The 23,698-nt window shown below is 41.6% G+C and carries 26 protein-coding genes; 13 read left to right on the forward strand and 13 right to left on the reverse strand.

Annotated elements, in window-relative coordinates; genetic code table 11:
- Positions 1-27 precede the first annotated feature (27 nt).
- The 10 genes from J0X14_RS09540 to J0X14_RS09585 form a co-directional block, all read right to left on the reverse strand.
- On the reverse strand, positions 28-1,167 hold the full coding sequence (locus J0X14_RS09540) for an acyl-CoA dehydrogenase family protein (RefSeq protein ID WP_207098041.1): 1,140 nt from the start codon (positions 1,165-1,167) through the stop codon (positions 28-30).
- Between the two features lie 34 nt (positions 1,168-1,201).
- Positions 1,202-2,065: a ComEA family DNA-binding protein gene (locus tag J0X14_RS09545; protein ID WP_207097556.1), complete on the reverse strand. Its 864-nt coding sequence runs from the start codon at positions 2,063-2,065 to the stop codon at positions 1,202-1,204.
- Positions 2,066-2,079: 14 nt separating this feature from the next.
- Positions 2,080-3,699: an alanine/glycine:cation symporter family protein gene (locus J0X14_RS09550; protein WP_207097557.1), complete on the reverse strand. Its 1,620-nt coding sequence runs from the start codon at positions 3,697-3,699 to the stop codon at positions 2,080-2,082.
- 83 nt (positions 3,700-3,782) lie between these two features.
- The gene (locus tag J0X14_RS09555) at positions 3,783-4,790 is read right to left on the reverse strand and encodes a potassium channel family protein (protein WP_207097558.1); all 1,008 of its coding nucleotides are present in this window, start codon (positions 4,788-4,790) and stop codon (positions 3,783-3,785) included.
- 2 nt (positions 4,791-4,792) lie between these two features.
- A complete protein-coding gene (locus J0X14_RS09560) occupies positions 4,793-5,020 on the reverse strand; it encodes a PspC domain-containing protein (RefSeq protein ID WP_207097559.1) in 228 nt (75 codons plus the stop codon).
- An 8-nt stretch (positions 5,021-5,028) separates the two neighbouring features.
- Positions 5,029-6,309: a DUF2851 family protein gene (locus tag J0X14_RS09565; RefSeq protein WP_207097560.1), complete on the reverse strand. Its 1,281-nt coding sequence runs from the start codon at positions 6,307-6,309 to the stop codon at positions 5,029-5,031.
- A 21-nt stretch (positions 6,310-6,330) separates the two neighbouring features.
- Entirely contained in the window at positions 6,331-6,840 is a 510-nt protein-coding gene (locus J0X14_RS09570) for a DinB family protein (protein WP_207097561.1), read from the reverse strand.
- Between the two features lie 3 nt (positions 6,841-6,843).
- Positions 6,844-7,155, reverse strand: a complete 312-nt coding sequence (locus J0X14_RS09575) for a rhodanese-like domain-containing protein (RefSeq protein ID WP_207097562.1) — start codon at positions 7,153-7,155, stop codon at positions 6,844-6,846.
- 84 nt (positions 7,156-7,239) lie between these two features.
- Positions 7,240-7,857, reverse strand: a complete 618-nt coding sequence (locus J0X14_RS09580; RefSeq protein WP_207097563.1) for a thioredoxin family protein — start codon at positions 7,855-7,857, stop codon at positions 7,240-7,242.
- A 6-nt stretch (positions 7,858-7,863) separates the two neighbouring features.
- Positions 7,864-8,418, reverse strand: a complete 555-nt coding sequence (locus J0X14_RS09585) for a TlpA disulfide reductase family protein (RefSeq protein ID WP_242527986.1) — start codon at positions 8,416-8,418, stop codon at positions 7,864-7,866.
- 133 nt (positions 8,419-8,551) lie between these two features.
- Here J0X14_RS09585 and J0X14_RS09590 point away from each other — a divergent pair, with 133 nt between their 5' ends.
- The 13 genes from J0X14_RS09590 to J0X14_RS09650 all read left to right on the forward strand — a co-directional run bounded on the left by J0X14_RS09590 (position 8,552) and on the right by J0X14_RS09650 (position 19,456).
- Complete coding sequence (locus J0X14_RS09590) at positions 8,552-8,998, forward strand: MarR family winged helix-turn-helix transcriptional regulator (protein WP_207097564.1); 447 nt, start codon at positions 8,552-8,554, stop codon at positions 8,996-8,998.
- 6 nt (positions 8,999-9,004) lie between these two features.
- Complete coding sequence (locus tag J0X14_RS09595) at positions 9,005-9,637, forward strand: NAD(P)H-dependent oxidoreductase (protein WP_207097565.1); 633 nt, start codon at positions 9,005-9,007, stop codon at positions 9,635-9,637.
- A 39-nt stretch (positions 9,638-9,676) separates the two neighbouring features.
- Positions 9,677-10,249 carry a YceI family protein gene (locus J0X14_RS09600; RefSeq protein WP_207097566.1) on the forward strand — a complete coding sequence of 191 codons (573 nt, stop codon included), beginning with the start codon at positions 9,677-9,679 and terminating at the stop codon, positions 10,247-10,249.
- Between the two features lie 281 nt (positions 10,250-10,530).
- On the forward strand, positions 10,531-10,815 hold the full coding sequence (locus J0X14_RS09605; protein ID WP_207097567.1) for a GIY-YIG nuclease family protein: 285 nt from the start codon (positions 10,531-10,533) through the stop codon (positions 10,813-10,815).
- Positions 10,816-10,854: 39 nt separating this feature from the next.
- Positions 10,855-12,252: an anthranilate synthase component I family protein gene (locus J0X14_RS09610; protein ID WP_207097568.1), complete on the forward strand. Its 1,398-nt coding sequence runs from the start codon at positions 10,855-10,857 to the stop codon at positions 12,250-12,252.
- A 2-nt stretch (positions 12,253-12,254) separates the two neighbouring features.
- The gene (locus tag J0X14_RS09615; RefSeq protein WP_207097569.1) at positions 12,255-12,824 is read left to right on the forward strand and encodes an anthranilate synthase component II; all 570 of its coding nucleotides are present in this window, start codon (positions 12,255-12,257) and stop codon (positions 12,822-12,824) included.
- A gap of 104 nt (positions 12,825-12,928) precedes the next feature.
- Complete coding sequence (gene trpD, locus J0X14_RS09620; RefSeq protein ID WP_207097570.1) at positions 12,929-13,921, forward strand: anthranilate phosphoribosyltransferase; 993 nt, start codon at positions 12,929-12,931, stop codon at positions 13,919-13,921.
- 83 nt (positions 13,922-14,004) lie between these two features.
- Positions 14,005-14,364, forward strand: coding sequence for a four helix bundle protein (locus J0X14_RS09625; RefSeq protein ID WP_207097571.1), 360 nt, complete (start codon positions 14,005-14,007; stop codon positions 14,362-14,364).
- Between the two features lie 51 nt (positions 14,365-14,415).
- Complete coding sequence (trpC, locus tag J0X14_RS09630; RefSeq protein WP_207097572.1) at positions 14,416-15,201, forward strand: indole-3-glycerol phosphate synthase TrpC; 786 nt, start codon at positions 14,416-14,418, stop codon at positions 15,199-15,201.
- Positions 15,198-15,890 carry a phosphoribosylanthranilate isomerase gene (locus J0X14_RS09635; protein ID WP_207097573.1) on the forward strand — a complete coding sequence of 231 codons (693 nt, stop codon included), beginning with the start codon at positions 15,198-15,200 and terminating at the stop codon, positions 15,888-15,890. Before trpC ends, J0X14_RS09635 begins: the two co-directional genes overlap by 4 nt.
- A gap of 2 nt (positions 15,891-15,892) precedes the next feature.
- Positions 15,893-17,074, forward strand: coding sequence for a tryptophan synthase subunit beta (trpB, locus tag J0X14_RS09640; protein WP_207097574.1), 1,182 nt, complete (start codon positions 15,893-15,895; stop codon positions 17,072-17,074).
- Between the two features lie 73 nt (positions 17,075-17,147).
- Positions 17,148-17,930, forward strand: a complete 783-nt coding sequence (gene trpA, locus J0X14_RS09645) for a tryptophan synthase subunit alpha (protein ID WP_207098043.1) — start codon at positions 17,148-17,150, stop codon at positions 17,928-17,930.
- Between the two features lie 29 nt (positions 17,931-17,959).
- Positions 17,960-19,456, forward strand: coding sequence for a M20/M25/M40 family metallo-hydrolase (locus tag J0X14_RS09650; RefSeq protein WP_207097575.1), 1,497 nt, complete (start codon positions 17,960-17,962; stop codon positions 19,454-19,456).
- On the opposite strand, the gene J0X14_RS09655 is transcribed toward J0X14_RS09650, so the two are convergent.
- The 3 genes from J0X14_RS09655 to yaaA all read right to left on the reverse strand — a co-directional run bounded on the left by J0X14_RS09655 (position 19,453) and on the right by yaaA (position 23,626).
- Positions 19,453-20,118 (reverse strand): uracil-DNA glycosylase family protein, encoded by a 666-nt coding sequence (locus tag J0X14_RS09655; RefSeq protein ID WP_207097576.1) that lies wholly within the window; start codon positions 20,116-20,118, stop codon positions 19,453-19,455. The genes J0X14_RS09650 and J0X14_RS09655 overlap by 4 nt on opposite strands.
- A 22-nt stretch (positions 20,119-20,140) precedes the next feature.
- The gene (locus tag J0X14_RS09660) at positions 20,141-22,687 is read right to left on the reverse strand and encodes a phosphoenolpyruvate carboxylase (RefSeq protein WP_207097577.1); all 2,547 of its coding nucleotides are present in this window, start codon (positions 22,685-22,687) and stop codon (positions 20,141-20,143) included.
- Between the two features lie 177 nt (positions 22,688-22,864).
- A complete protein-coding gene (gene yaaA / locus J0X14_RS09665) occupies positions 22,865-23,626 on the reverse strand; it encodes a peroxide stress protein YaaA (RefSeq protein WP_207097578.1) in 762 nt (253 codons plus the stop codon).
- Positions 23,627-23,698: the final 72 nt, after the last annotated feature.

A 23,698-nucleotide genomic window follows, 5' to 3' on the forward strand; every position in this document is an offset into this window, starting at 1 on the left:
TACATTTAAAAATAAATAGTAAACAAATTACTTGAGAATATTTCTGGAAATCACCACTTTTTGGATTTCGGTGGTGCCCTCGCCTATGGTGCAGAGCTTGGCATCCCTATAAAATTTCTCCACTGGAAAATCCTTGGTATAACCATACCCACCGTGAATCTGAACAGCGTCATTGGCAATTTTCACACAAACTTCCGAAGCGTACATTTTAGACATCGCACTAAGTTTGGTCATAGTGCGACCTTCATTCTTCAGGAAAGCGGCTTTGTGCAAAAGAAGTTCTGAAGCTTCAATCTCAGTGGCCATGTCGGCCAATTTAAAAGACACCCCTTGAAACTCGCTGATGGGTTTTCCAAACTGCACCCGTTCCTTTGAATATTTCAATGCTGCTTCATAAGCGCCTTTTGAAACACCTAATGATAATGCCCCAATTGAAATACGTCCTCCATCCAACACTTTCATGGATTGGATGAAACCGTCCCCCACTTCGCCCAAACGATTGGCATCGGGAATCCTACAATTTGAAAATATCAATTCTGCGGTTTCGCTAGCGCGCATACCGAGCTTATCTTCCTTTTTTCCGCTGGAAAATCCTGGAGTACCCTTTTCAATGGCAAAAGCGGTCATTCCGTGACTATCCCCTTTTTCTCCCGTTCTGGCAATCACCACAGCAATATCACCACTAATTCCATGGGTGATGAAGTTCTTGGCTCCATTTAAAATCCAATGATCACCATCCCTTACCGCAGTGGTATTCATTCCTCCTGCATCCGAGCCGGTATTGTGCTCGGTCAATCCCCAAGCTCCTATCCATTCCGCCGTAGCCAACTTTGGAATCCAGCGTTGCTTTTGTTCTTCGTTTCCGAAAGATAGAATATGATTGGTACAAAGAGAATTATGTGCAGCCACAGAGAGTCCAATAGCCGGGTCTACTTTGGATATTTCCTCCAAAATGGCGATATACTCATGATACCCCAGACCTGAGCCTCCCAATTCTTCTGGAACCAAAACTCCCATAAAACCAAGTTCTCCAGCTTTTTTAAAAACTTCTATTGGAAACGTTTGGGATTCATCCCATTCCATGACATGCGGAAAAATATATTGCTGCGCAAACTCCTTGGCGGCTTCAGCGACCATCTTCTGGGTCTCTGAATAATCAAAGTTCATTGTAGATAAAGTCTCGGTAATCATTCATGCAATTTTACAGACTCAAATATAGCTTAATTCTCTCAATCCTATCCGCTGGAAACGACTTAAGCCGTTTTAACTCGTTCAATGTGGTAAAAGCCCCATTGGTTTCCCGATACGATACAATTTCTCGAGCCAAATCATAGTCAATATAAATCAATTGAGCCAATTGTTCCACAGTGGCCATGTTCACATTGATTTTCTCAACATTGGGTGCATCGATTACCTGAAATTGTTCGAGTGCCCTTTTTATTACTTCCGGTTCCAACCCATACACATCGTACAATTGTTCATTCACCAAAAAGCCACCCAGCCTATCCCTAAATTTTATGATTCGTTTGGAAAGGGTTTCCCCAATGCCTCTTACCGTTTGAAGTTGTTCGGCGGTTGCACTATTCAAATCCAGAAAGACCTTGGCAGTTTCCTTTTGTGGTGATTTAAAGCTTGTTTGCCCCTTTTTATTCTCTCGTACCCAGTTCGGGAATTTAAAATAAGGGGCAATGACACCAAGAAGCGAATCCGAAATCTTGGTCACTTGCTGAAACTCCTCAGCTGAATTGACAAACTTATTTGCCAGCCTATGCGCCAATAATCGGTCCACTTCTTCAGTTGACATTCCTAAGCTGTATCCTTTGTAGTCTGTTATGTAATTTGGATTGAACGGGAATAGTTCAAAGGAGTCTTTTTCAATGTTATTTTTTAGGCTATCCAAATGGGATTGGGCCAAGGTGTTGACCTCAAGCTTGGGATTCCCGTTAAAAGGTTGCGCTTTTACGTAAAAATATAACCCTTGGCAAGCAAAAATAATGAGCAATAAAAAGAAAATCCCACTTCGTTCTTGCTTGTTGAACCTGAAGTGGGATTTTATTTCTTCCAATTTAGAAAGCTTTATCAGTAAACCCTTTTAATGGCCTTTACATATCGTTTTAACTCATCATTGACTCGTGGGAACAGAATCAATAATCCAATCATATTGGGGAACACCAGTGCCAAAATCATAGCATCCGAGAATTTGATTACGGCATCCAAAGTTGCACCGGCTCCAATTACAACAAAGAGCAGGAACAAGATTTTATAGGCTATATCGGCTGTCCTTCCCCTACCAAATAGGTACTTCCAAGATTGTAGTCCGTAGTAAGACCAAGATATCATTGTTGAAAAAGCAAACAGAATAATAGCTATCGTAAGCACATATCTAAAACCAGGAATTACAGAGTCGTAAGCCATTGAGGTTAAATCCACACCACCAATATATGCTCCTGAATCATTGAGCAATACAGTACTTCCCACAGCATTTCCATAATCAAATGCACCAGCATCCATATTAAAGAAAATAATTACCAAGGCTGTCATGGTACAAATCACCACGGTGTCAATAAAAGGTTCCATAAGGGCAACCAAGCCTTCCGAAGCAGCGAACTTGGTTTTTACGGCAGAGTGCGCTATGGATGCTGAACCTGCTCCAGCTTCATTGGAGAACGCAGCTCTTTGAAAACCAACAATGATAACTCCCAAAATACCTCCTAAACCAGCTTCTGGAGTAAAGGCTCCGGCAAAAATCATTGAAAAAGCATCTCCTATATATTTAATATTGGCAAAAATGATAACCAAGGATGCCAACACATAGATGACCGCCATAAAGGGGACAATTTTTTCAGTTACACTGGCTATTTTTTTAATTCCACCAATGATGACAATACCCACAAGTACAGCAAGAATAACACCAATAATAACACCGACTGCTCCACCTTGAAGATTCAGCATTGTGGAAAGTTGCACAGCGGCTTGGTTGGATTGGAATGCATTACCTCCACCAAAGGATGCCCCAACACAGAGTATAGCAAAAATTACAGCCAGAATTTTACCCAAGGTTTTCAATCCTTTTTTCTCCAGACCTCGTGACAGGTAATACATAGGGCCACCATGAACCACTCCATTTTCATCTAAATCCCTATACTTTACTCCCAAGGTGCATTCCACAAACTTGGTGGACATTCCGATCAACCCACAAATAATCATCCAAAAGGTTGCCCCAGGTCCTCCCAATGCTATTGCAACGGCCACACCGGCAATATTTCCCAACCCAACAGTTCCAGAAACGGCCGTGGCCAAGGCTTGAAAGTGACTAACTTCACCTTCTTCACTTTCATCCCGAATGGTATCAGGAATATCCCCATCCTCGGTCATGTGGAGTTCCACTTTTTCCACACCATACATTTCCACTTCCTCATACTTACCCCTAACCACATTGATGGCCAAAGGGAATTTTAAAATATTGGGAAACCTAAAATATACGGTAAAAAAGGTGGCTCCGCATACGAGTAAAATAAGAACTAGCGGGATATTCATTCCTCCGATTGGTATTGAGGTCAATATAAAGCCTTCCCACCATACCGCGATAGGCATAAAAGCATCATTTACACGTTCATCCAGTCCCTTCTCCGAAGCTTCCTGCGCAAAGGTGAACATTGGTAAAAACAAGGTTAAAATTGAAAGAAGTCTATACTTCATAATGATTTTTGGTTATGTTAGTTTTTTGTAAAGTTTCGAATATCCTAAAAAAAATTTACGCAAAAAAATTAATGCCTGTTAAACTAGCCTATTTGGAACATTTCATTGAGTTTACGTATTTGTTCAGGCCTTCCAAGTACAATGACCTTTCCTTTAGGCTCCAATTTAAGGTCGGCCTCTGGATTGATAATGTATTTTCCATTGGGATCAATATAACCTATTATGGTACACCCTGTTTTTCTCCGAAGGTCCAAATCGCGAATTGAGTTACAGTCCATCTGATCGGAAAAATCCTCAATTTCCACTTCTTCCAAATTGGTGGTGTGCTCTCCTTCCACAGAAAGTTTGTCCATAAAGGTGATCAAATCGGGCATGACTACTAAAGAAGCCATGTGGTCTCCCCCAATCTTATCGGGCATGATAACCTTGTTTGCTCCTGCAAATTCGAGTTTTTTCAGGGAAGTGACCTGGGATGCCCTACTAATGATAAAGAGATTCCTATTTAATTGACGGGCAGAAAGCACAATAAACAAATTGGCGGCATCATCGGGCACGGCTGTTATTAAGTATTGGGCTCGGTCTATTCCAGCCTGCATCAAGGTTTCATCTTCATTGGCATCCCCTTCCACAAACAAAACCTCATCAGCATAGCGCTCAATGATCTCTTTGTCCTTTTCTATAACCACAAAGGGTTTTTTATAGGCCATCAACTTATCAGCGGCCTGCATGCCATTTCTACCAAAACCACAAACCACCACATGATTGGAAAGGCTATCTATCTGTTTTTTCACTTTCTTCTTTTTTAGTGCTTCGATGGAGTTTCTTGCCAAAAGGTATTCTGTAACCACAGAAATGGCAAAACCAAAGATGAAAACACTGGTTACAATTAAAAATACGGTAAAAATCTTTGCTTCGGCATCCAAAGGCCTAACTTCAGAAAAGCCTACGGTAGTGACCGTGATTATGGTCATATAAAAAGCTTCTATCCAGGTATAGTCTGCCAGCAATTTATATCCTATCACCCCAAATGTAAGCACCAACACCATTAAGGAAAGAGCCAGTACTATTTTGGAACGTAAGAGTCTGATCATAATTAGAGGTCAAATACTGAAGTTCTCTTGGTATAGACCAAATCTTTGATCCGCAACCAAAAGGCCATAAAAAGATAAAGGGCAAAACCAAAACCCAAGGTAACAAAGGTCAGATAAATAAAAGTGGTACGAACCACCCTGGCGCGTATACCCAACCGTTCGGCAATGCGTCTACAGACCTCAAAGCCTCTTTTTTGAAAGTAATAAAGTGTGTCGTAGAATAATGCCATGCCTAAAATTATGTATTTCTATTCAATAAATGTGTACCCAAGGCGCAGCGCAGGCATTTATTTTTGGAGCAATAGTGGGTATGGAGTTGAATCTTGGCCTGACTCTCCATGGCATTATTGGTTTTTGAACCTAGTTTATCAAACCCACCTATAATGGAATTTTTTTCCTTCGTTATGGTTGACAACAAGGAAATTAGCGCCTCATTCCAATCAACCCCAATATGTCTGGAATAGCAAAACTTTAAAGGAACAATGGTATTGATGACCAACAAATCGATAAAACTTTTGGATAGCTTCTTTTTGCCTTTTTTGGATGTTTTTCCGAAGGTATAATGGTCGTCCCAATACTTACTTGCCGCTACTTCAAATATAGCTTGAATCTCCTCAAGCGTGCTTGCTTCCATAATTTGGGAGAAAAGACTCTGCTCTTTTGCATAAAGATGGGCCAACTGTGCTGTTCGGATGGTTGGGAAATTGGCTGGTCTAAGCCCAAAAAACTCAGGTTTGGACAAAACAGGGGGCAAATTGAATTTTCTGCTGAGATATTTATGTTCTTTTTGAAGTTGCAGAAAATAACGGTCGGTGCAATCATCTACTTGCAAAAGACCAAAGTGCCCCAACAACAAGCTCTCCAACGCTTCAAGTGAGCTGCTGATCTTTCTTATAGTGGAGTATTCCAATTGTATGGCCCTATCTAAAAAGAAATCACCATTGACCTTGGAGCCAAAATTTCGAGCCAACATTGTAAATAATACTCCCTCCCAATCATTGTTGGATTTTTTGAGCAATTCTTCAATACGATTTGATTTCTGCTCCAATCGTTCGATATAGAGTCTGTGCAGCCAATGTTCCACCAGAAAGGAATCCATTTCTGCAAAATCCTTTTCGCAATTAATGAAGTTGGGACTGTTTTTTTCCAATAGATTTTGATAGTTGCGGAGCAATTCTTGGGGAACATATTCCCGGAGTTCCAAGGTAGGAATCACAGAACCATCTTTTCGAAACACCGCAATATCATCCTCCCAGACCACATGCAGAATTACATTGTTGTAGTTGGAATCTGTTTGATGATTATGGGCGTACCAATCCGAGGATTTCAGATGAATTTCCACATTGCCCACCCACATTTGAGTAGCTATCTCAATTTTGGCATTGAAAAAATCTGGGCCTGAATACTGATTTTGGACTCCCGGGGCCTTTATACTAATGGCTTCGTTGGTAGTTGAGGTAAGTTGTCTTCCATGAAGCTTTTTTTGCCCCCAAATAAAATGGAGCAAGTCTTCCTTCATGGAACCAATATAGGAAATTGCCTACCAATTTCCAGCATATTCCAAGGAATCCCCTGAATTTTGCTTTAAAAAATTGTATTTAATGCGATTGATTTGCCGAATATGGTGGTAATCGTGCGCCAACCAATTGTGGAAAAACGAATGGGCAGGCATAGCACCATATTCCGGATGCAGAGCGGAATTGTCCCATTTAAGGTCTGCTGTGGTCTTCAACCAAGCCAATGAGATTTGTCTTTCCTTGTTAAATTGCTCTACTTTCTTCTCAAAATCCTGCTCGCTATAATTCCGACTTTTAACCCAACCTGCTGGGTCAATGGGTTTGAGTGGGGTTCCGGGTTGTCTGAGAGCATGTTCCGTTCGTGCCCTAAAATCCTCCTTTTCCTCATCCACCAAATGGCAGATAATTTCCAAAAGGGACCAATCTTTTGGTTTAGCTTTCCAATGAATAAGGGGTTTGGGCATATCGGCCAAAGTCTCCTTGAAAACCTTTCGGTTTCGTTCCAATTCTGTAATGACCGATTCTAATTCCATGGCTTATTCCGCGATTTCGCCTTCCCAGTTCATAAAACCACCTTCCAGATTATAGGCATTTTCAATACCTAAACTGTTCATAATAGCGCAGGCTTGTCCGCTTCGGTTGCCGGATCGGCAATACACATAGTAATTTTTGGACTTATCCAGCTTTTCCAGTTCATCAACGAACTCCTGCCCTAAATAGATATCGATGTTGATAGCTCCTGGAATGTATCCTTCTTCAACCTCTTCTTCAGTGCGTACATCCAAAATAACGGCGTTGTCGTCATTTTCCAGTTGCTCTTCCCATTCTTCTTGTGATAGATCTGACATTTTTATGACTTTTATGTTCTGCAAAAATAAAAATCCGGAGGATTACCCCCGGATTAATTCGATTTAATTTTTTGTGATATCTCGCTATACCTTAATAGTACAACCAATGGCACGGGTAGTCTTCACTTCGATTTCTTGGCCGGCCAACATGGCATCCACCGCATTTTCCACAAAAGTGTCCTCAACCTTAGAGGCATCTTGGTAGTTGTCATCAATAGCTCCTATATACTTTACAACATTACCTTGCGCTGTTTTCTCCAACAAATACACATGGGGTGTTCGGGTAGCACCATATTGCGGAAAGATTTCTTGACCTTCATCCAAAAGGTATGGGAATGTGAAGCCTTTGTCCGCAGCCCGTTTTTTCATTTTTTCAAAACTGTCCCCGGATTGTACATTAGGATTATTGGGGTTGATAGCTATTACAGGCACTCCTTTTGATTTGTATTGCTGATCCAAAGCAATGATTCTGTCTTCATAAGCCACAGCATACGGACATGTATTGCAGGTAAAAATCACCAAAAAACCCTTGGCATCTTTATAGTCTGAGAGGGAGACCATATTCCCATCAATGTTTTTGAGCGAAAAATCGGTAGCAACATCACCAATTTTGTAACCATCTGCCATTGGGTCGGGTGTTAGGGTAAAAGCGCCCAAGGAAAGTATCAAAACAAATAATCCGAAAATTTTTAGTGTTTTCATGCGGTGTCAGTTTAAAAATTTGTTCAACTCAGTGTTTAATTCTTCATAGGTAAAGCCTCGCTCGTAAAAGCTCCGTTTATTCTTATTATATATTAAGGTAGCAGGGATACCTCCACCCCACTCTTCGTCCACTTTGGGAATCCAGTCGTTTTGTTTGGGATCATCCAAAATGACCACCTCAGACTGCAATTTTTTATTTTCAACAAAAGGCTCCAATCGGGATTTCCACATACTGGGCATATCCAAACTCACCAGAATAACTTCAACTTTATCACTCTGCTCAGCATTTATTTTTTCAAAATAGGGAAGCTCGGCAATGCAAGGTTTACACCATGTGGCCCAAAAATTAATGACATAGGTTTTATCTCCATCCTTATTAAGTATGGGTTCAAAACTTTCAAAATCGTAAATGGGGAATTTAACAGCTTCTTCGCTTGTAGATTGATTTTGTGCAACCTGGGTTTCCTCCGCAGTATCTTCATCGGACTTTTGCTTTTTCTTCTCACCACAACCACACAGTAAAATAAGGGATGTCATCCCAAGCATTAGTAAGTTCTTCATTCTCTGAATTTTACTCTTTAAAAATAAGCAATGGGAATGGCTTCATTTTCCTTTTAACAAAATTTTATCTGTTAAATATTAGGTTGAAACCCAGAAATCATCTTACATTTGTATATACAAATATTGTTTATACATGAATGTCGAGGAAATCATAAAGACTTCAAAGAAGATGCCGTTGGAAAGCAGGACCCTTATTCATATTACTTTAATACATAATAAGATTTATGAATTGGCCGGAAACGCACTAAAACCTTTTGAGGTTTCACTCCAACAGTTTAATGTGCTCCGCATTCTTCGAGGACAGCAAGGAAAACCTGCTAACCTGTCCACATTAAATGAGCGGATGGTCACTAAAATGAGCAACACTACCCGATTGGTAGACAAACTTTTGGCCAAAGGGTATGTTGATCGAAGTGTTTGTCCTTCAAACCGACGCAAAGTGGAAATTGTAATCACTGAAAAAGGAACAGAGGCCTTGGCGCAAATGGATAAGGTGGTTGCCGAAACTGAAAGTCAGATTGTACAACATTTCAGCAAAACTGAACTGGAACAATTAAATCAACTACTAGATAAATTCTAAATACAAATGAACAGCGTTTTAGAACATAGAACATGGCGATATGCCACCAAAAAGTTTGATGCTACCAAAAAAGTGTCGGATAAGGATTTGGAAACCCTGCTCGAAGCAACACGGTTGAGTGCTTCTTCATACGGATTGCAACCCTATCATTTATTTGTGGTATCTGACCAAAAGGTAAAGGAACAACTGAAGCCCGCCTCTTGGAACCAATCCCAAATTACGGATGCCTCACATATTATCGTTTTTGCCAATACCACAGATTTTGGCGAGGAACTGGTTGATGGGTTCATTGAAAACACCAGTGCAACCCGGAACATACCTTCGGAAAAGCTTAAGGGATATGCCGATTTCATGAAGGCCAAATTATTGGAGCTTTCTACGGAGACTAAAAAAGAATGGGCGGCCAGACAGGTTTACATTGCCTTTGGAAATACAATGCAGGCTGCAGCAGAACTTAAAATCGATTCGTGCCCCATGGAAGGCTTTGAACCGGAAGAATACAATAAAATTTTGGGACTACATGAAAAAAACCTAAACGCCACAGTAGTATTGGCCGTTGGGTACAGGTCAGAAGAAGATGCTACCCAGCATCTTCCCAAAGTCCGAAAATCAACAGAAGAATTAGTTACCTATATATAAATTAATCATTAACCCTAAAAACAGAAATTAATTACTAGTATGAAAAAGAGAGTTTTAAGTTTGGTATTGACCACCGTAGTGGGATCATCAGCAATCGCTAACGCCACCGAAAAAGAAACCAAAGAAGTAAAGGCCGAAGAAAGTCAAGTTACTTGGAAAGCCTATAAATTTGGTGGATCGCACACTGGTACTGTGACATTGAAATCCGGTGCCTTGGAATTTGATGGTGAAAAATTGGTAGGTGGTGAGTTTGTAGTGGACATGTCATCCATTAACACCACCGATTTGGAAGGCGATTACAAAAACAAATTGGACGGTCACCTAAGTTCAGAGGATTTCTTCTCAACTGCGTCCAACCCAACATCAAGCTTGGTTTTCACCAAAGTAAAGTCTACCGGTAAAAATAGCTATGAAGTTACCGGAGACCTTACCATTAAGGGAATTACCAAGCCCGTTACTTTTGATGTGTCTGTTTACGGAGACAAAGCCACTGCAACTTTGAAAGTTGACCGAACTAAATACGACATAAAGTATAGTTCTGGTATCATCGGTACGGCCAAAGACAAGTTGATCTATGATGAATTTGATTTGGTAGTTGACTTGCAGATGTAATCAGGCTCATGTTAAGTGTTTGGAAATCCCGTTCGAGAAATTCTTGGACGGGATTTTTAATTTTACACAAAACATTGTTTGTCCGTTAAAAATTCCTCCCTATATTTGAACCAATGAACAACAGAATAGTAAATACTTGGTGGTGGATTAACTTACGGAAAATGTCGTGAGCTAAGTCCCCATTATAACCATACAAGAGGCTTGTCATCACGACAGGCCTTTTTTCATTTTACAGACTTTTGTTCTCATTTCCGCGAAGGCGGAAATCTTAAAGTTGAAGAATGAGTTTTTATGTCTATATCATATCGAACAAAAAATTAGGAACTATTTATATAGGCTATACAAATGATTTAAAAAAGAGAATATACAGACATAAACATGGCGTTGGAAGTAAATTTGCCAGTAGATATAACCTTAAAACATTGGTCTACTACGAAAAGTTCAGGTTTCCAATGCCAGCAATACGAAGAGAAAAACAATTAAAAAAATGGAATAGAAGCTGGAAAATCAACCTAATAAATGATTTCAATCCAAATTGGGAAGATTTAACCTATTTCTTTGATTAACCTAAATAGCTTTCCACCTCCGTGGAAATAGAAACGAAAATGGAGTACAAATTAACTACACATTACAAAAAAATCTTGGCAGACACCATCACCCCAGTGAGTGTTTATCTAAAGATAAGGGACCAATTTCCCAATAGCATTCTTTTGGAAAGTAGCGATTACCACGCCAACGACAATAGTTTTTCATACATCTGCTGCAACCCCATTGCCTATATCAAAGTCGAGAACGAGACTATTACCCAACGTTTTCCAGATGGTAAAAAGGATGTGACAGAAATAACCCCTGAGACTGATGTGACTGAGGTCATCCACAACTTTGGACAGCATTTTTCTGTTAAACAAAATGGCTTCAAATTCATTAACAATGGTCTTTTTGGGTATATGGCTTATGATGCGGTTCGTTATTTTGAGGATGTGGAGATTTCCAAAAAAGAAGATTCAGTCCGTATTCCAGACATATATTATGCGGTATACCAGAACATCATCGCCATCAACCACTTTAAAAACGAAGCCTATCTTTTTGCCCATTGCTACAATTCCGAAAGCAATGTGGATGAGATTGAGCAGTTGTTCAATGTTCGGAATTTTGCCTCCTATAATTTTTCAAGGGAAGGCGAGCCTCAATCCAATTTAAAGGATGAGGATTACAAAGAACATGTGGAGTTGGCCAAAAAGCATTGCAAAAGAGGTGATGTGTTTCAATTGGTTTTATCCCGAAGGTTCACTCAAAAATTCAAAGGGGATGAATTCAATGTGTACCGTGCGCTTCGCTCCATCAATCCCTCCCCTTACCTTTTCTATTTTGATTATGGAAACTTTAAAATCTTTGGTAGCTCACCCGAAGCCCAACTCATTGTAAAAGAAGGCAAGGCCGAAATCCATCCTATCGCCGGCACTTACAAACGGACTGGGAACGACGAAAAAGATGCGGAATTGGCCAAAAAATTGGCCCAGGATGATAAAGAGAACAGCGAGCATGTGATGTTGGTGGACCTTGCCCGAAACGACCTTAGCCGAAATGGAAATACCGTCAATGTAGAAACCTATCGTGAGGTACAGTATTTCTCGCATGTCATCCACTTGGTGTCCAAAGTAACTGGGCAAAAGAAAAAGGACATCACCACCATGAAGGTCGTGGCGGACACCTTCCCTGCGGGAACTTTAAGCGGCGCACCCAAGCACATGGCAATGCAACTTATTGAAAAATATGAAAAAACGAGTCGGGCGTATTACGGCGGAGCTATTGGCTTTATGGATTTTGAAGGCAACTTTAACCACGCCATCATGATTCGCACCTTTTTGAGCAAAAACCATGAGCTCTATTACCAAGCAGGAGCAGGACTGGTGGCCGCCTCCAATCCCGAAGACGAATTACAGGAAACCTACAACAAACTGGGCGCATTGAACAAAGCCTTGGAAATTGCTGAAACAATCTAACCATGGGAAGAAAGATTTTAATGATAGACAATTACGATAGTTTCACCTACAATTTGGTGCACTATTTGGAAGATTTGGATTGTGAGGTTACCGTAAAACGGAATGACCAGCTTACTTTGGATGAAGTGGAACCCTTTGAAAACATTGTGCTTTCCCCTGGCCCGGGAATTCCAGATGAAGCGGGATTGCTCAAGGAAATCATCAAGATCTATGCCCCTACCAAACGTATTTTTGGAGTGTGCTTGGGATTACAGGCCATAGGTGAAGTTTTTGGCGGGACCTTGGTCAATCTAGATCAAGTGTACCACGGGGTGGACACTGAAATTACCGTTACCAAGGACGACCCTATTTTTAAAGGATTGCCCAAAACGCTTCAAGTAGGAAGGTACCATTCTTGGGTCGTGGATACCGATGTACCTGAGGAGTTGGAAGTCACTTCGGTGGACGAAAACGGGCAGATCATGTCGCTTCGGCATAAGACGTATGATGTGACTGCGGTTCAGTTTCACCCAGAATCCGTGCTCACCCCAGAAGGAAAACAAATGCTAAAAAATTGGTTGGAGAGTGAATAGGATGTCATTCCTGCTGTCATCCTGAGCGCAGTCGAAGGAAAGCAGGAATCCAAAATATCAATGTAATTAGATTCCCGCCTTCGCGGGAATGACAGATAAGAATCATGAAAGAGACACTAAATAAATTAATCAATCACGAGATACTGCCCAAAGAAGAGGCTAAACAAATCTTGGTAAACATTGCCAAAGGCGATTACAATCCCTCACAAATTGCGGCTTTCCTAACTGTGTACATGATGCGTAGCATCACCATTGAAGAATTGGAAGGGTTTAGGGATGCATTGTTGGAACTTTGTGTGGCTGTGGATTTGTCCGAGTATGACCCCATAGACCTGTGTGGAACAGGAGGTGATGGCAAGGATACCTTTAATATTTCCACCTTGGCGTCTTTTGTGACGGCTGGAGCAGGCGTAAAAGTGACCAAACACGGTAATTATGGGGTTTCTTCTAAATGTGGAAGTAGCAATGTGATGGAATTTTTGGGCATCAAATTCAGTAATGAGGCCGATTTTCTAAAAAAATCCATTGATGAAGCAGGAATTTGCGTGCTCCATGCTCCTTTGTTCCACCCCGCCATGAAAAATGTGGGACCCATCCGAAGGGAACTGGCCGTAAAGACCTTTTTCAATATGCTGGGACCAATGGTAAACCCCGCTTTTCCGAAAAACCAGATGGTGGGTGTTTTCAATTTGGAATTGGCCCGAATGTATGGCTACCTCTACCAAAATACCGATAAAAAATTCACGGTGTTGCACGCCTTGGATGGATACGATGAAATTTCGTTGACGGGAGATACCAAGACCATCTCCAACAATTCAGAGGGAATGCTGGCCCCTGCAGATTTTGGCGTTGCCAAGATTTCCCAATCTGAGATTACAGGTGGCGAAGACATTGCGGAGTCAGCCCAAATATTTTTGGATGTATTGCATGGAAAAGGAACCGAAGCACAAAATAATGTCGTTTGCGCCAATGCGGGCATTGCCATTGCCACTGTGGAAGGCATGACCCCAAAAGCGGGTTTTGAAAAGGCCAAAGAGTCTTTGTTGAGCGGCAAAGGATTGGAGGCCTTGAAGAAATTACAATCTTTGTCTTCATAGGTCGGGAGTCAGATGTCAGGAGTCGGGAGTTGAATTAGAGTGAAAAGTTGGTCAACAAAACAAAAATCATCCAACTAGTTATCATGGAATCAAAATTTAAATTCGAAAAAATCATTGTTTGGCAAAAAGCCATGGATTTTGGTGAAAAAATTAATGAAACAACCCAACTTTTCCCAAAAAAAGAAATATATAATCTCAGTTCTCAAATAAGAAGGGCTGCTGATTCAATTGCTCTAAACATTTCTGAAGGCTCAACAGGACAGACTAACCCAGAATTTAAAAAGTTCATGGGATATGCCATTCGCTCATTAACTGAAGTTGTTACCTGTTTACATAAAGCCAAAAGAAGAAAGTATGTCCCAACCGAAACCTTCAATACGCTTTATGAGGAAGCCTTTACTTTAATGAATATGATGGTTGCTTTTAGAAAAAACATCAAATAAAAATTGTGTACTTCCGACTTCGGGCTGCCGACTTCGGACAATTATTAAAAAATGAACATCCTAGACAAAATAGTAGCCGATAAACGTAGAGAGGTCGATTTGAAAAAATCATTGATTACAGTGGCTCAACTGGAGCAATCCGTGCTGATGGAACGCACCTTCATTTCCTTGGCTGAAGAACTAAAAAATAGCACTACGGGAATCATTGCGGAACACAAAAGACGTTCCCCTTCCAAATCGGTCATCAACCAGAGTTTGAATGTGCAGGATGTTGCCAAAGGTTATGCGGGGGCAGGTGTCTGCGGCATGTCCGTCCTTACCGATGGAAAATACTTTGGAGGTTCCTTGGATGATTTGGTGCTGGCACGGGCTTCGGTGAACATTCCGTTGCTCCGCAAGGAGTTTATTATTGATGAATACCAAATTGTGGAAGCCAAGGCCTATGGTGCCGATGTAATTTTATTGATTGCCGCCATTTTATCGCGAGAAGAAATCAAAACCCTGTCAGAAACCGCCAAAAGTTTGGGTTTGGATGTGTTATTGGAAGTCCATAATGAGGAGGAACTCCAAAAATCCATCATGCCCAGTTTGGATATGTTGGGTGTGAACAACCGGAACCTTAAGACTTTTGAGGTGAGTTTGAATACCAGCAAATCCCTTTCAGAAAAAATTCCGGATGAGTTTGTAAAGGTCTCAGAGAGTGGTATTAGTTCCATCGAGGCCATTCAAGAGCTCAAACCATACGGATACCAAGGTTTTTTGATTGGTGAAAATTTTATGAAGACCGATGACCCAGGCAAACATGCTGCTGATTTCATTAAAAATTTAGCATCATGAAACTGAAGGTCTGCGGTATGCACCATAACCCCACCGAGGTTGCCCAATTGCAACCCGACTATTTGGGCTTTATTTTTTGGGAACCTTCCTCCCGGTATTTCGAGGGAACCATTCCCCAATTGCCCAAATCCATAAAAAAAGTGGGCGTTTTTGTGGATGCTACCATTGAGGAAGTTTTGGAAAAAGTGGAGCAGTATCAATTGGATGCGGTTCAATTGCATGGGAAGGAAAGTCCTGAATATTGCGAAACATTAAAGGACAACTTTCTGTCAATTCGAGCGCAGTCGAGAAAAAAGAAAGTTGTTCCCCTTGATGAGGTCTCGACTGCGCTCGATCTGACAAATTTGGAAATCATCAAAGTGTTTTCCATCAAAGATGATTTTGATTTCTCTGTTCTGGAGAATTATGAAAAGGTGTGCGATTACTTCCTTTTCGATACCAAAGGAAAATTACCCGGAGGGAATGGGTACACCTTTGATTGGACCCTATTGGAGAACTATCCCTCTACCAAACCCTTCTTTTTAAGTGGAGGCATTGGATTGGAATCCGTTGAAAAATTGAAAGCGTTCAGAAAGAGTCTGGCATCAAAACACTGCTACGCCATCGATGTCAACAGTAGATTTGAGACCGAGCCTGGACTAAAAAACATAGAACATTTAAAAACATTTAAAAACACCTTACTGAACTGATTATGACATATCATGCAGATGAAAAAGGCTATTACGGCGAGTTTGGCGGGGCTTTTATCCCAGAAATGCTCTATCCCAACTGTGAGGAACTTCGGCAAAACTACCTCCGAATCATGGCGGAGCCTTCTTTTCAAGAAGAGTTCCATCAATTGCTAAAAGATTATGTAGGTCGACCTACCCCACTCTATTTTGCCAAGCGCCTTTCTGAAAAATACAACACGAAAATCTATCTGAAACGGGAAGATCTGTGCCATACGGGTGCCCATAAGGTCAATAACACCATTGGGCAGATTTTGATGGCGAAAAAGCTGGGGAAACACCGAATCATCGCCGAGACGGGGGCAGGTCAACATGGAGTGGCTACCGCCACCGTTTGTGCGCTTATGGGCATTGAATGCGTAGTGTATATGGGTGAAATAGATATTGCCCGTCAGGCACCCAATGTAGCCCGAATGAAAATGCTGGGCGCCGAAGTACGTCCTGCCAAATCGGGGAGTAGAACCTTAAAGGATGCCACTAACGAAGCCATCCGCGACTGGATCAATAATCCGGTGGACACACATTACATTATTGGTTCCGTGGTGGGGCCACACCCCTATCCGGATATGGTAGCACGGTTTCAATCTGTGATTTCGGAAGAAATCAAGGCCCAACTTTTGGAAAAAGAGGGTCGGGAAAATCCAGACTACGTAGTAGCCTGTGTAGGTGGTGGAAGCAATGCCGCGGGTGCCTACTATCACTTTTTGGACACACCTGAAGTTGGCATCATTGCTGTGGAAGCAGCCGGAAAAGGAATTCACTCCGGAGAAAGTGCCGCAACTTCGGTTTTGGGCAAAGTAGGTATTATCCATGGCAGCAAAACCTTGCTGATGCAGACCCAAGACGGACAAATTACAGAGCCGTATTCCATTTCCGCAGGATTGGATTACCCTGGGGTTGGGCCATTGCATGCCCATTTGTACACCTCAGGACGTGGAGAATTCATATCCATTACAGATGATGATGCCATGATCGCCGGGCTTGGACTTTGCCAATTGGAAGGGATTATCCCCGCCATTGAATCATCGCATGCCTTGGCCATTTTTGAGTACCGAAAGTTCAACCCAGATGATGTGGTTGTAGTGAACCTATCAGGTAGGGGCGATAAAGATTTACAGAACTATATAGATTATTTTAAATTATAACTGTCCCCTTGAGGGGACTTTAGGGGTGTTTTTACATCCCCCTCACCCCCTTCAATAGACACAGAATATCATGATGAACAGAATCAAACAAAAACTACAAGAGGACAACCCGCCTGCCGGACGAGCAGGAAAACTCCTCTCCATATATTTCACGGCAGGGTATCCCCAATTGAACGATACGGTACAAATCATCCAAGATTTGGAAAAAAGTGGGGTTGACTTCATTGAAGTCGGGCTACCCTTTAGCGATCCACTTGCGGACGGCCCTACCATTCAAGAAAGTTCTACGGCTGCCTTAAAAAATGGCATGCATACCGAATTGCTCTTTGAACAATTAAAGGACATTCGAAAAACCGTTTCCATTCCCCTGATTTTGATGGGCTATTTTAATCCCGTGCTTCAATACGGTGTAGAGAAATTTTGCCAAAAATGTCAAGAAATTGGTATCGATGGTCTCATTCTCCCAGATTTACCTTTGGATGTCTATCAAGAGGAATATGAATCCACTTTCAAGAAACACGGGCTTATCAATATCTTTTTGATTACCCCCCAGACCAGTGAAGAACGGATCAAGGCTATTGATGAAGCTTCTGAAGGTTTTATCTATATGGTAAGTTCAGCCAGTACCACAGGCGCCAAAGAAGGGTTTGGCGAAGAGCAGGCGGCCTATTTTAATCGCATTGCCAGCATGAACCTCAACAATCCACAGATTGTGGGTTTTGGCATTAGCAGTGCCCAAACGTTTCAACAGGCTACCGAAAAAACCAAAGGTGCCATCATTGGTTCTGCCTTTATTAAGCACTTAACTGAAAATGGGGTGGCAGGTATTAACAATTTTATAAATCAAATTCGTTAATTTTCGGTTTCAAAAACTGAACTCGAACTATGAAAAAAATTGCCCTTTTAGCATCCCTACTTATTGTCATTTCTGTTTCTGCCCAAGATGATATGGCCATCAAATCACAAGTGGCTTCTGCCATTACCGAACTACGAGAATTTATTGCCATCCCCAACGATGCTTTAAGTGCCGATGATATTGACGACAATGTGTTCTGGCTAAAACGAAAGTTTGGGGAACGAGGTTTTAACACCGCGGTCCTGGATACAGAAAACATGCCACTCTTTTTTGCAGCTTTGCCTGTGGATGATGGTAAGCCCACCATGCTTATTTACATGCATTTTGATGGACAGTCGGTAGACCCATCCAAATGGGACCAACCCAACCCGTACCAAGTCGTATTGAAAGCACCAGATGGCGATGGCTTTAAAACTGTTTCTTTTGATGAATTGGATGATGACATCAATTACGATTGGCGTTTGTTTGGACGTTCAACTTCTGACGACAAATCACCTATCATTATGTTGTTGAACACCATTGACCTTTTAAAAAAGGATGGGAAGGAAATTCCGTTCAATGTGAAGGTCATTTTGGATGGTGAGGAAGAGAAAAGCAGCAAACCACTGCCCAAGGCCGTAAAACAATACAGAGAATTACTGGAAGCCGACTTTTTGGTCATTGCTGACGGCCCCGTACATCCTTCTGGCGACCCAACCGTAGTCTATGGTTGCAGGGGAATCACCACATTGACCTTGACCACCTATGGCCCCGTAAAACCGCAACACAGTGGGCATTATGGAAATTATGCCCCAAACCCAGGGTTTCAATTGGCGCAATTGCTGGCCGGTATGAAAGATTCCAATGGCAAGGTGACCATTCCCGGTTATTATGATGGGATCGTCATTGATGAAGCTGCCATGGAAGTTTTGAAAAGTGTGCCCGATAGCGACGCTGAGATTGCAGATAAACTTCAGTTTAAAGCTGCGGAAAAAGTAGGTGGATTTTACCAAGAGGCCCTGCAATATCCATCCCTAAACATTCGCGGTATGGGTTCTGGCTGGATTGGAGACAAAGCCCGAACCATTGTCCCTGAAAGTGCCACTGCAGAGTTGGACCTTCGTTTGGTGGTGGAAACCGATGGCAATCGCCTGAAAAAGTTGGTGAAGGACCATATTACCAAACAGGGATACAAAGTGTTTGACCATGTTCCCACCAAAGAGGAGCGTATGGCTCATGATAAGGTGGTCACCATTACGGAAGGAAGTGTTACTGATGCTTTCCGCACCGATTTGGACAATGCCTATGGTCAATTTTTAGTGAAAACCTTGGGAGAACAGTTTGGAAAAGATGTGATTCAAATTCGTACTACTGGAGGAACCGTTCCCATTGCACCTTTTATCAATGAGTTAAAGATTCCAGCTTTTATTGTCCCAATGGTGAATCCAGATAACAATCAACACAGCCCCAATGAGAATCTAAAAATTGGACAATTGGCGTATGGTATTAAAGCATTTTATGGGATGTTGACTTCTGAAATGAACTAAAAAAACTCCCGATACTGCATCACCCGGAAATCAAACGTATTGAATTCAGGGTTTTTGCTTTTAAGTTCCTTGTACAATTGTAGACTTCCCACGGCACGGTTTGCCGCCCCGGAAGGGGCTGTCAAGGAAACTGTTCTTACGATTCTATCGCCAATTTCAACTTGATGGATGCGTGGTACCTCATCAGAAAGTACTTCTAACCTTAAGTCGTGTTCCTTGAGTTGTCTCCTGAAAAAATATTCAGGGCTATTTTTACTATTTCCTCCTGTAAATAGCAACGTGTGAACGTTCGGGTATTCCTGAAGATAACCAACCAAATCCCTAAGTACCACATTCTGCATCCCCAAGTCTGATGCATCAATTTTTTCCCGCTCCGCACTGTGGACAATATCACAGACTCCTATTTTGTGCTTTTTCAGGAAATGTTCCCGTTGGCCAATAGCTTCGGCGGTGTTTTCAAATTTAAGTTCCAATTCGAAAATTCGGTCTAGAATGGGCCACAGCATTCCATTGCAGCTTCCATAGCAGAAATCCACATCCTCCCTTCGCAACTCACCGGTGGTAAATCGCGGAGGAGGCAGCGTACCCACAATCAACTTTTTGGCCTCTGGAAATAGAAAAGGCTCGTAGGGATGTGTATGCAGAAATGGTTTCTTGCCCACTATTTGTACTTAAGACCCAACTTTAAGCCGAGTTTCTACTGGCGTTGATGTTCCCATACAGTGACCGGGTCACAATTTTCTCATACAGTTCCTTGTATTCTGAATTTTGAGTGATATGGTACAGTGCATTCTGTTGAATCACCAGCAACGGCAACACAATTTTCTCTCGGATTTTTACCGATTCCCGGGAAACTTCTTCATCCTCCATCAAAATTTTCAATCCTGAAATCTGTAGAAGCATCTTTTTGGACAACTCAAATTCTTCATGTAGAATACTCCAAAACTCCCCATACTCTGGATCTTCTTTCATGTAACTGGTCAAACCAAAATTGGTCTTCGCCAAAGACATCATACTGTTGTGCATCAAAGCTCTAAAAAAGGGCACATCCTTATATAGCTTTTTCACCTCACTGAGTCGTCCTTCTTCCTTGAGTTTGGCAATTGCGGTTCCCAATCCAAAATACCCGGGAACGTTCTGCTTCAACTGGCTCCAAGACCCCACAAATGAAATGGCCCTCAAATCGGAAAGGGTCAGTTTTGCTTTGTTGCCCCGTTTACCAGGTCTACTTCCGATATTGGCTTTTGTATAATACTTCAAGGTGCTTCTGTGCTCCAAATAGGGGATGAATTTGTCGTGTTGCTTCAGCGCATCGTATTTTCCAAAACTGAGGTCGGATAGTTCCTCAATCAATTTGCGCTGTGCTCCGGAAATCACCAATTCTTTTCCAAAAAGATTATTACTCAACCCAGCGGTAAGCAATTGCTCAGAGTTGTGGATAAACTGCTCCTTAGTACCGTAGGTACTGGTAATGGTCTGCCCTTGGATGGTAAGCTGAATCTCATGGTTGGCCACATCCTTGGTCTGGGCGGCATAGAACCTGTGGGTTTTTCCACCACCCCTAGCTGGTGGTCCTCCCCTTCCATCAAAGAAAATAGCTTTAATTCCATTTTTCTTGCAGACTTTACTTAGGGTTTCCTTGGTTTTAAGGATGGACCAATTGGCCTTTAAGTAACCTCCATCCTTGGTACCGTCCGAAAAGCCCAACATAATGGTATGGGTCTCTTTCCTTCGTTCCAAATGCTTTCGATAAGCAGGGATATCAAACAAGGTCTGCATGACTTCCTCTGCGGCTTCCATACCTTTCATGGTCTCGAACAACGGAACGATGTCAAAAGTGATGTCCTTTTCATCCCAACCGCACCATCTGAACAATCCAAATACGAATAGGACTGCAAAAATATCCTCTGAATTACTGATGATGTATCGGTTACACCCATCTTCCCCATTTTTTGCCTGAATCTCGGCCAACTGTTGGATGTTGGCAATGGTATCTTTTACAATGTCATCGTCAAAATCCTCTGGGTTCAAGGTAATGTTCTCTTTCAACAACCATTTAATGAGTTCCTTTTCTTTTAGTTCAGAGATACTTTCCTTGATGGCTCCTTTTTGTTTTAAAATGGATTCCACTACCAATGTGTGCTTGCTATGATCTTGGCGGATATCCAGAGTGGCAAAATGCGTCCTGAAAATATGGACTTTATCAATAAACTGATCCAATTCATCCAAATACAGCCCATGATAATCTGCAATCAATCCTTCACGAATGGTAGTCAAGTGTTCAATAATCTCTTCATACGAAATGGGGGCGTTGGGATCAAACATGGCCTTGTAGAGTTTGCCACTTAACTCGTTAATATGTTCCCGAACACCTTTAAACGTCAGCTTTTTACGAATCTCCTTCAACTCATTGTAGTAACATTTCATCAAGGTTAACCGAAGCTCATCCGCCACTTGCTTAGTTATGCCCGCCGTTACAAACGGATTGCCATCCCTGTCCCCACCAGGCCAAAATCCAAGTTTAATGATGTTGAAATTCTCAAAATCATCATCCCTAATATTGCTTTTTACATACTGGTAGAGTTCCCCAACAGCATGGTAATAGGTGTTCCGTAAAATATAGATGATGTTTTTGGCTTCGTCTAACGGGGTGGGCTTTTTAGCATTGACCAAGGAGGTCAAACCCAACTGTTGCAGAATAACATCAATATCATAAATCCGGTCCTCGTTGATCAGCGACTGTAGTTCCGCAATAATATCCAATACCGCGGGAGTATAAAATTGGGTCGGGTGGGCGGTTAAAACAATTCGTGCGCTAAATGTGGAAAGCTTTTTAGAGACCTTGTCCCAGTTTTTGGTTCGGTTCACCAACTCAAAATAATCTTTGATGGTCAATGAATTGCTATATTGCTGCAATTTTGAAAAAGCGGAATCTTCCACACTGTCATACAACACCACCTGACGTTCTACATACTGAATGATTCGAAACATAAAATCCAATCGCTCCCTTTCATCCGCTATATTGGCAAAATTGGCAAAGAACACCTCCAAGATTTCTTGTGGATCTTTTCCTTCCTTAAGCCCTTTTTCACATTGATCAAGCAAAAGTGGGATGAGCATCCCCACATTCTCCACATTTTTATAGGGCAAACTTAAAAATAGGCTATTGTATATATTGAATTTATTGGTTACCGATTTTTTAAACTCTTCTAATCGTCTGGACTGCTGCATGGATTTTCGGTGTTAGTGTTCTTATTCATAAATGAGCATCTAAAGATCGGCATAAAAGCCAAACCTTAAGATTAAATTTACTCCTATCACAATTTAAGACATGTGTTCCACAAACCTAACACCTTGTCTAGTTTTTTAAAAGGAGTTGCCCTTAAATCTCGGAGATAAATTTTAAGATTACCGTATGAAAACGGGTTGATTTTCCTTGAGGGTGTGCTCATTACTGAAAACATACCCATCATAATCAAACCCTTTAATGTCATTCAAGGTTTTTGCATCCGTATCCAAAATGTAACGAACCATGGAACCTCTTGCCTTTTTGGCAAAAAAACTGATGACTTTGAGTTTATCGTTCTTCCAATCCTTAAAAATTGGCGTGATGACGGGTACTCTCAATTTTTTCTCATCAATGGCTCCAAAATACTCGTTGCTCGCCAGGTTGATGAATAATTCCTCCTCTTCCAATTCTTCGTTTAAATGATCCGTGAGCTGCTTTTTCCAAAACTCATACAAGTTCTTTTTGCGTGCCACTTTTAATTGGGTCCCCATCTCCAATCGGTAAGGTTGCATCAAATCCAAGGGCTTTAAAATTCCATATAGTCCAGATAAAATGCGAAGGGTATCTTGCAAACTTTCCAACTTTTGTTCTGGAATGGTATAGGCGTCCAACCCCTGGTACACATCCCCATTAAAGGCGTATACCGCTGGCCTGGCGTTGTCCGTAGTAAAAGGCAATGAAAATTGTTGGTTGCGTTCCCAATTGAGTTCAGCAAGATTATCTGAAATAGACATCAACTTGGATAAAGCTTTCGGCTTTTTCTTTTTTAGGATACCGTTCAACTTTTCGGATTGCTCCAAAAATTGGGGTTGGCTATATTGTGATGTGGGCAACGCGGTTTCAAAATCGAGTGACTTGGCCGGTGATACTACAATTTTCATCGGGAATTAATTTTCCGTAAAAATAGGGAGGTTTTTGGTTTTTTAATAGGATGCACCAAAGGTGTTTTCAAT

It is taken from the genome of Allomuricauda sp. CAU 1633 (assembly GCF_017313225.1).
In the GTDB taxonomy this organism is placed as follows: domain Bacteria; phylum Bacteroidota; class Bacteroidia; order Flavobacteriales; family Flavobacteriaceae; genus Flagellimonas.

Excerpts from the sequence above, each read along its gene's own strand:
- J0X14_RS09590 (WP_207097564.1), top strand. The coding sequence starts at position 8,552 with ATGAATGTCGAGGAAATCATAAAGACTTCAAAGAAGATGCCGTTGGAA.
- J0X14_RS09600 (WP_207097566.1), top strand. The coding sequence starts at position 9,677 with ATGAAAAAGAGAGTTTTAAGTTTGGTATTGACCACCGTAGTGGGATCA.
- J0X14_RS09635 (WP_207097573.1), top strand. The coding sequence starts at position 15,198 with ATGAAACTGAAGGTCTGCGGTATGCACCATAACCCCACCGAGGTTGCC.
- J0X14_RS09580 (WP_207097563.1), bottom strand. The coding sequence starts at position 7,857 with ATGAAAACACTAAAAATTTTCGGATTATTTGTTTTGATACTTTCCTTG.
- J0X14_RS09625 (WP_207097571.1), top strand. The coding sequence starts at position 14,005 with ATGGAATCAAAATTTAAATTCGAAAAAATCATTGTTTGGCAAAAAGCC.
- J0X14_RS09575 (WP_207097562.1), bottom strand. The coding sequence starts at position 7,155 with ATGTCAGATCTATCACAAGAAGAATGGGAAGAGCAACTGGAAAATGAC.
- trpB (WP_207097574.1), top strand. The coding sequence starts at position 15,893 with ATGACATATCATGCAGATGAAAAAGGCTATTACGGCGAGTTTGGCGGG.
- J0X14_RS09585 (WP_242527986.1), bottom strand. The coding sequence starts at position 8,418 with ATGAAGAACTTACTAATGCTTGGGATGACATCCCTTATTTTACTGTGT.
- J0X14_RS09540 (WP_207098041.1), bottom strand. The coding sequence starts at position 1,167 with ATGAACTTTGATTATTCAGAGACCCAGAAGATGGTCGCTGAAGCCGCC.
- J0X14_RS09610 (WP_207097568.1), top strand. The coding sequence starts at position 10,855 with ATGGAGTACAAATTAACTACACATTACAAAAAAATCTTGGCAGACACC.
- J0X14_RS09555 (WP_207097558.1), bottom strand. The coding sequence starts at position 4,790 with ATGATCAGACTCTTACGTTCCAAAATAGTACTGGCTCTTTCCTTAATG.
- J0X14_RS09605 (WP_207097567.1), top strand. The coding sequence starts at position 10,531 with ATGAGTTTTTATGTCTATATCATATCGAACAAAAAATTAGGAACTATT.
- J0X14_RS09595 (WP_207097565.1), top strand. The coding sequence starts at position 9,005 with ATGAACAGCGTTTTAGAACATAGAACATGGCGATATGCCACCAAAAAG.
- trpA (WP_207098043.1), top strand. The coding sequence starts at position 17,148 with ATGAACAGAATCAAACAAAAACTACAAGAGGACAACCCGCCTGCCGGA.
- J0X14_RS09570 (WP_207097561.1), bottom strand. The coding sequence starts at position 6,840 with ATGGAATTAGAATCGGTCATTACAGAATTGGAACGAAACCGAAAGGTT.
- J0X14_RS09550 (WP_207097557.1), bottom strand. The coding sequence starts at position 3,699 with ATGAAGTATAGACTTCTTTCAATTTTAACCTTGTTTTTACCAATGTTC.
- trpC (WP_207097572.1), top strand. The coding sequence starts at position 14,416 with ATGAACATCCTAGACAAAATAGTAGCCGATAAACGTAGAGAGGTCGAT.
- trpD (WP_207097570.1), top strand. The coding sequence starts at position 12,929 with ATGAAAGAGACACTAAATAAATTAATCAATCACGAGATACTGCCCAAA.
- yaaA (WP_207097578.1), bottom strand. The coding sequence starts at position 23,626 with ATGAAAATTGTAGTATCACCGGCCAAGTCACTCGATTTTGAAACCGCG.
- J0X14_RS09615 (WP_207097569.1), top strand. The coding sequence starts at position 12,255 with ATGGGAAGAAAGATTTTAATGATAGACAATTACGATAGTTTCACCTAC.
- J0X14_RS09650 (WP_207097575.1), top strand. The coding sequence starts at position 17,960 with ATGAAAAAAATTGCCCTTTTAGCATCCCTACTTATTGTCATTTCTGTT.
- J0X14_RS09660 (WP_207097577.1), bottom strand. The coding sequence starts at position 22,687 with ATGCAGCAGTCCAGACGATTAGAAGAGTTTAAAAAATCGGTAACCAAT.
- J0X14_RS09565 (WP_207097560.1), bottom strand. The coding sequence starts at position 6,309 with ATGAAGGAAGACTTGCTCCATTTTATTTGGGGGCAAAAAAAGCTTCAT.
- J0X14_RS09560 (WP_207097559.1), bottom strand. The coding sequence starts at position 5,020 with ATGGCATTATTCTACGACACACTTTATTACTTTCAAAAAAGAGGCTTT.